This window comes from Microcystis sp. BLCC-F209 (assembly GCF_041928595.1).
GTDB lineage: Bacteria > Cyanobacteriota > Cyanobacteriia > Cyanobacteriales > Microcystaceae > Microcystis.
Genome location: NZ_JBHFLL010000210.1, coordinates 1 through 6,325, shown reverse-complemented (window position 1 = coordinate 6,325; position 6,325 = coordinate 1). Strand labels below are relative to the sequence as shown.

Sequence of the window (6,325 nt, the reverse complement as noted above, 5' to 3'; positions counted from 1 at the left end):
AGTATTTGCAAGGTTCCAACTATCATTAACAACAGTAGATATCTGGCTCGTCCCAGTTCATTTTCTAACACTTTCTGGTATAATTCACTTATCATTTTTGTTCTCTAGGTCATATTTACTATATATGACCTATCTTTTTGGGGAGTTGATATCTATATTCCATGCTACATAAGCTTTTCAGCTTACTTGTCCCCCTGTCAGCTAAAATACTATAAATTCCCCTTCAATCAATCTTGAGGTGGTTATTTTTTGCCACTGTTTCTACTCATTAATTTTTTATTAATTAATTGCTCACAAATAGTTGTTGTAATCCAATGATGGCTCTCAGTTTAATATCGTAACATTCCAGAACTATTGTGATTGCCAACGAAATTATACAAGCAACAGGAAAAAACGAGCAACTGTTGCGAATAACTGGCAATCATTATGTTTAGAGATTATCATATCAGTAGCGCAAAATCAGCCGCTTTTGCTTCGTCAAGAACTGGACAAGAGGAATATTTGCGTAAATTATGATAGTGTAGATTGGCCACAAGAATTACAAACTCTAAAAAGCTTAGGCGATCTGTGATTGTTGTTAGTAACACCTCTCCTATGTGAAATTTTTAAAACCTAGATTCAAACTAACTTTTGGATACGATGCACGGTTGGCATTCATAAGTAGGTAGGCACAATTATTTGTAGGATGGGTTAGCGGTAGCGTAACATAATCGGGCGTTGGGTTTCATGCTTCAACCTAACCTACGTTCATTTTATATTTAATTCCACCCACCTACTTACCTTGATTCAGCAACGCCAATTTTCTCACTAGAAGCTCACAGCGATCGCATCCTGCTGGAATTGAGGGATAACTTTCTCCTGTCCGCAAGCCAGAGGAGACAAAACTGGTTTATGCTAGAAAGAGTTACTCTTAACGTAACTTTACAAAGTCATCGATCGCCCACATTTATGGATTGCATCATCAATCGTCGAGCGCGGTTTTCAGCCAGCCATCGCTATTATCTGCCAGAATGGGACGAAGCCGAAAATCAAAGACTTTTTGGTCTTGGTAGCCGTTTTCCCGGTCATGGTCACAATTACGAATTATACGTCTCCCTATACAAAGAACTCAATCTTTATGGCATGGTGGAGAATCTCTCCACCGTTAAACAGGTAATTAAACGAGAGATAACCAGTCAATTAGACTACTCCTATCTCAATCAAGTCTGGCCGGAATTTCAGCAAACCCTACCCACCACAGAAAATATCGCTAGAGTTATCTGGCAAAGATTAGCACCCTATTTACCATTGGTCAAAATTCAACTATTTGAACACCCCGAATTGTGGGCAGAATATCAAGGAAAAGATATGGAAGCAACTTTAACCGTCAAAACCCATTTTAGCGCCGCCCATCGTTTGGCTTTACCGCAATTAACCCTCGAACAAAACTCGGAAATCTACGGCAAATGCGCCAGGGTAAACGGTCATGGCCATAATTATCACCTAGAAGTATCCGTGGCGGGAGAAATCGATCCCCGTACCGGTATGATTGTAGATCTAGGGGATTTACAAAAAGCGATCGATGAATTGGTAGTGGAACCCTTCGATCATGCTTTTTTAAATAAGGATATTCCCTACTTTGCCGAAGTGGTTCCCACCGCCGAAAATATTGCCTTATATATCGCTCAACTATTAGAGGAACGGATCCGCCAATTAGGGGCCCAATTAGATAAAGTTAAACTGATTGAAAGTCCCAATAATTCTGCCGAAATCCACTGTCGTGGTTCGGTTCAAACTCCCCGACAACTTCTAGAAAAAACCTTGACAGCCGTTTAATTGCCTGTTAGTTAAGGTGATTAGGGTGAGCCATGCTCACCCTGATAGATTTAATCAAACCCTAGTTAAACACTTCTCGCCATCCTCGCTTTCCTTTGCCTTGGCGTAAGGGAGAGGCTAAATCGACAATTTTCTCGAGCAGTTTCGGGGCAAATTTTTGGCACCAAAGAGCTAGATGACTTTGCCAACCGACGACAATTTCCGTTTTTTCCCTATTTAACCCGGTAATTAGAGTCTGGGCGACTTCTTCGGCGCTCATCGGTTTTAACCATCGAAATAACTGCAATTCTCGCACCATATCCGTATCGGTTAAAGAGGGTAAGAGGGTGACAACTTTGATGTTGTGTTCCCGTAATTCTGACCTGAGAGCTTGACTAAAACCCAAAATTGCAAATTTGGTGGCCGAGTAGGTAGCGAAGCTAGGAGCGGCAATTTTACCCATCATGCTGGAAACATTGACGATGGTTCCCTGTCCCCGAATTGCCATCCGGCGGGCAATTAAGCGAGTAACCGTGTACAGGGCCATCAGATTTAAAGATATTTCTGCTTGCACTTGCGAAAATTGCGAGCGTAGAAAGGGGGTTTGATGGGCAATACCGGCACAGTTAACGAGGATATCAATGCCACGGCATTCTTGCCAAACGCGGATAATTGAAGTGCTAACAAGGTCATTTTCGGTTAAATCTAGGGCTAAAGGTGTGGCAATGACCCCTAGGGACTCAATTTCTTTCGCTAGTTTTTCTAATCGCTCTTGATCTCTGGCAACAATCACAATTCTGCTTAAACCTTGTCGGGCCAATTCTAAGGCGATCGCTCGTCCAATGCCCCGGGATGCCCCCGTGACTAGGGCAGTTTTTCCCTGTAATTTCATGATCAAACTCCTGTTTTAAGCAACAGTACAGAAATTTATTGGTTTTGCTTCTGAAATCTTTGATTTGTGCATCTATGCCCTACATAAGTAGTGAAGCAATCGAGGGATAGATGGATAGGTTAGGGTGCATGGGATTTTTCCTCCTTCAAAGCGCACTCTTGAACCCACGGTAACAGTTGTCTTTACAAACAGCAATCTTTTTTAACACTTTTTCCCCAAAATCACTCGATCGGATGAACGCTCAGGGTGATCCTCGAGCGGATGGAAACCCCAGGGGACTTGCAGATATAGGTATTTTAAAGAGCTTACTACCGAGGGAGATAGAAAGTCTGGCAATGGACGCGACTACTATTGGCAGTACAAGGGACTTGACATCTTCACCGCACTGAAGTAGATCTTTTGGGCAATCTCCCATCTCCTAATCCCCAACCCCAATGAATAACCCCCCCGATAGTCCATTCAATTACACAGAAGCTTTTATTGCCCTAGGCACGAGTAATTTCGATCGCTCGGTGCAGTTTTATCGTCAACTGTTGCAACAGGAACCAAACCCCTACCTTGCCGCCGTTTATGCGGAATTTAGGCTGATTAACCTTAAATTAGGTCTTTTTTGCCCTAAAGAGTCCCACAGAGAGGAATTTGGCGATTCTAGGGGCAGTGGCATGAGCATTTGTTTCGAGGTGGAGAGTCTCGAAAAAGCGATCGAGCATTGGAGCGAAATCGGCTATGGTGCTAGGGGAGAAATTAGCCAGGCTTCCCACGGTCCGGAAATCTACATCTATGATCCCGATGGTAATCGTTTAATTTTCCATCAATCCACCGCTAAAACCAATCCTTTCAGGTAGGAACCTTCCGAGTGATAGATACTGGTGGGATGGTCTGCCGGTTGGCTTAAACGTGCTAAAATTCGCACTGGGCGAGCCGATTCAATGGCGGCAGCCATGACAGCCCCCTGAAAATGTTCTTCGTTAACCACTTGGGAACAGGAAAAGGTGAAAATAATACCTTGGGGGCGAATTTTCTGGAAAGCTTGCTGATTTAATCTTTTATAAGCCATAACCGCCTGATGACGGGATTGGATACTTTTGGCAAAAGCGGGGGGATCAAGAACAATCAGATCGTAATCCTCCTGACAGTCGCGCAGAAAGTTAAAAACATCGGCGCTGTAGGATTGATGGGGAACTTGACTGAGATTATTCAGGGCGATATTTTTTTCGGTAAGAGCGATCGCACCGTGGGAACTATCAACGGAATGGACTAGGGCAGCCCCCGCTTGCATAGCATAGACGGAAAAGCCGCCAGAGTAACAAAAAGTGTTTAAAACCCGTTTATTCTGGCAATATTGAGATAAAAATGCTCTATTTTCCCTTTGATCAAGGAAAAATCCCGTTTTTTGTCCCTTTTCCCAATCAACAATAAAGCGATGGCCTGATTCTAACACCTCATCGCCAGTTTTTTGACCAAATAAGTATTTATTCTCGGAAGTATGGGCGCTTTTCGCCAAAACTGCGGCACTTTTATCGTAAACTGCCCGTAAATTGTCAGCGTAGATAGTTTTCAGACAATCGACAATCAGATCGAGACGTTGGTATAAAGCTAGGGAATAAGCTTGAATAACCGCCGTGCCATTGTACCAATCGACGATTAAACTGGGTAAACCGTCTCCTTCAGCGTTAATTAAGCGATAACAGTTAGTTTTCGGGTTATCGACTAAACCGATTTGTTGCCGCAGCTGATAGGCATTCTGGAATTTTTCGAGAAATAATTGAGCAATATCGCTGACTTTTGGGAAAGAAAGAATTTTAACGGCAATATTGCTGGGATTATACAGTCCAGTGGCTAGATATTCGCCTCGATCACTATAAACCTCTACGATAGCACCCTCTTTGACTTCCCCCTCCATCTCTTTAATCGCCCCGGAAAATATCCAAGGATGGAATCGTTTAACAGCATCAATTTTATGGTTTCTCAGGATAATTTTCGCTAAATCTGGCATGGATAAAGAATCAGGGTTGATAGCTGACGGCTACTAGATAATTCTATTATCCCCTGCCAGCAGCACAAAACCATGGTTTGTCATCCCTCGATCGAGTGGCATCAAAGCAAGTCCCCACAATCGAGGGATAATCAGAGAGAATTCTCGCCTATAATAAGTTAGATTTTAGCGATATTCCCTCGACAAATGCCAAGAAAAAGTGATGCTGCCGGTGGTTTAAGTTTATGGTTTCAGCGTTTGGGGGCTGCCGGTTTGTTAGCGGGACAAGCTTTTTTACATATTCTTAATGGCAAAATCCACCGACGTAATACCCTGGAACAAATGAGTATTGTTGGGCCAGAATCCTTGACCATTGCCCTAATTACTGCTGCTTTTGTGGGTATGGTTTTCACTATTCAGGTAGCCAGAGAATTTATTTTTTTTGGGGCGGGTAGTTTTGTTGGGGGAGTCCTTTCCTTGGCTTTAACGAGAGAATTAGCCCCGGTTTTAACCGCAGTGGTGGTGGCGGGAAGAGTTGGCTCGGCTTTTGCCGCCGAAATTGGTACAATGCGAGTCACAGAACAAATTGACGCTTTATATATTTTAAAAACCGATCCGATCGATTATTTGGTCATTCCCCGGGTGATTGCCTGTAGTTTAATGTTACCCCTGCTCACTATTATCTCTTTAGTCACAGGGCTACTGGGGGGTTTATTTATTTCTGATAGTCTTTACGGTATTTCCTATTCCCTATTCTTACAATCAGCCCAAAATTTTCTGGAAACATGGGATTTAATTAGTTCTATGTTAAAGTCCCTAATTTTTGGGGTTTTAATTGCCATTATCGGCTGCAGTTGGGGTTTAACCACCACCGGCGGTGCTAAAGGAGTTGGTCAATCTACTACCACGGCTGTGGTAACTTCTTTATTAGCGATTTTTGTGGCTAATTTTTTCCTCTCTTGGCTGATGTTTCAAGGAACCGGTAATGTGGAGCTAGGCTAAGACAGTGATCAGTAATCAGCTTCTAAAGCCAAGAGGCAACAGGCAACAGTAAACAGTGCCAAGAAAACGGCAATTTTCTACTTAATACCGCTCACTAAAAACTCAAATCTGAGCGGCTCCATCTCAATTTTGTCGAAAGATATAGGGCTTGCTGAATCATGGTAAAACTCTTTTAAAATGGCTCTTCCGTTACTCTTTATGCTCAATCAACATACAAGATGCCAAGACAACCTACTTCTAACCCAAATAGCCTCTTTGTTTTATTAGTTTAAGTTTATTGTTGATCGAAAAAATCAGGTCTAAAACCTCGCCTTAAGGCGAAAAGTTTTTGGAGCGGGGCATAAATCCCCGTTACAAAAACGGCCTCCGTTCCGACCTCGGCGTGAGACTTCGGACGTTCGGCGAGCTCAGTCGAGCCCCGAACGGAGACAGGAGACGGGAGACGGGAGACGGGATACAGCTATTAGGGATCGGATTTGAGTTTTCAGTTCACTGTTTCCTCACATCAGAAGTCTGACGGGGTAAGCTAAGACGCATTTAAAGTGCTTATTCTTAAGATTAGCCGAATCTCCCTCAATCCCTTTACTGTTGCCTCTTGCAAGAGTGCCTCTTGCCTCGTCTCAACAAGCAATTTAAATTACGAACAGCTTAGTGGCTTAGAT

Annotated in this window: 5 protein-coding genes; 3 read left to right on the top strand and 2 right to left on the bottom strand. The window is 43.1% G+C overall.

Going from position 1 to position 6,325, the window contains the following annotated elements:
* Window positions 1-948 precede the first annotated feature (948 nt).
* Window positions 949-1,815, top strand: a complete 867-nt coding sequence (locus tag ACE1AQ_RS13585) for a 6-carboxytetrahydropterin synthase (RefSeq protein ID WP_039900330.1) — start codon at window positions 949-951, stop codon at window positions 1,813-1,815.
* A 61-nt stretch (window positions 1,816-1,876) separates the two neighbouring features.
* Here the strand turns inward: ACE1AQ_RS13585 and ACE1AQ_RS13580 are convergent, their stop codons facing one another.
* Window positions 1,877-2,686 (bottom strand): SDR family oxidoreductase, encoded by an 810-nt coding sequence (locus ACE1AQ_RS13580; protein ID WP_008204339.1) that lies wholly within the window; start codon window positions 2,684-2,686, stop codon window positions 1,877-1,879.
* Window positions 2,687-3,120: 434 nt separating this feature from the next.
* Between ACE1AQ_RS13580 and ACE1AQ_RS13575 the strand changes: the two genes are divergently transcribed.
* Complete coding sequence (locus tag ACE1AQ_RS13575) at window positions 3,121-3,531, top strand: VOC family protein (RefSeq protein ID WP_039900328.1); 411 nt, start codon at window positions 3,121-3,123, stop codon at window positions 3,529-3,531.
* On the opposite strand, the gene ACE1AQ_RS13570 is transcribed toward ACE1AQ_RS13575, so the two are convergent.
* Window positions 3,498-4,682 (bottom strand): class I SAM-dependent rRNA methyltransferase, encoded by a 1,185-nt coding sequence (locus ACE1AQ_RS13570; protein WP_106908801.1) that lies wholly within the window; start codon window positions 4,680-4,682, stop codon window positions 3,498-3,500. The genes ACE1AQ_RS13575 and ACE1AQ_RS13570 overlap by 34 nt on opposite strands.
* 186 nt (window positions 4,683-4,868) lie before the next feature.
* On the opposite strand from ACE1AQ_RS13570, the gene ACE1AQ_RS13565 reads away from it, so the two are divergent.
* Complete coding sequence (locus ACE1AQ_RS13565; protein WP_008204341.1) at window positions 4,869-5,663, top strand: MlaE family lipid ABC transporter permease subunit; 795 nt, start codon at window positions 4,869-4,871, stop codon at window positions 5,661-5,663.
* Window positions 5,664-6,325: the final 662 nt, after the last annotated feature.

Coding starts and splice junctions, on each gene's coding strand:
- ACE1AQ_RS13565 (WP_008204341.1), top strand. CDS start 4,869: ATGCCAAGAAAAAGTGATGCTGCCGGTGGTTTAAGTTTATGGTTTCAG.
- ACE1AQ_RS13585 (WP_039900330.1), top strand. CDS start 949: ATGGATTGCATCATCAATCGTCGAGCGCGGTTTTCAGCCAGCCATCGC.
- ACE1AQ_RS13575 (WP_039900328.1), top strand. CDS start 3,121: ATGAATAACCCCCCCGATAGTCCATTCAATTACACAGAAGCTTTTATT.
- ACE1AQ_RS13580 (WP_008204339.1), bottom strand. CDS start 2,686: ATGAAATTACAGGGAAAAACTGCCCTAGTCACGGGGGCATCCCGGGGC.
- ACE1AQ_RS13570 (WP_106908801.1), bottom strand. CDS start 4,682: ATGCCAGATTTAGCGAAAATTATCCTGAGAAACCATAAAATTGATGCT.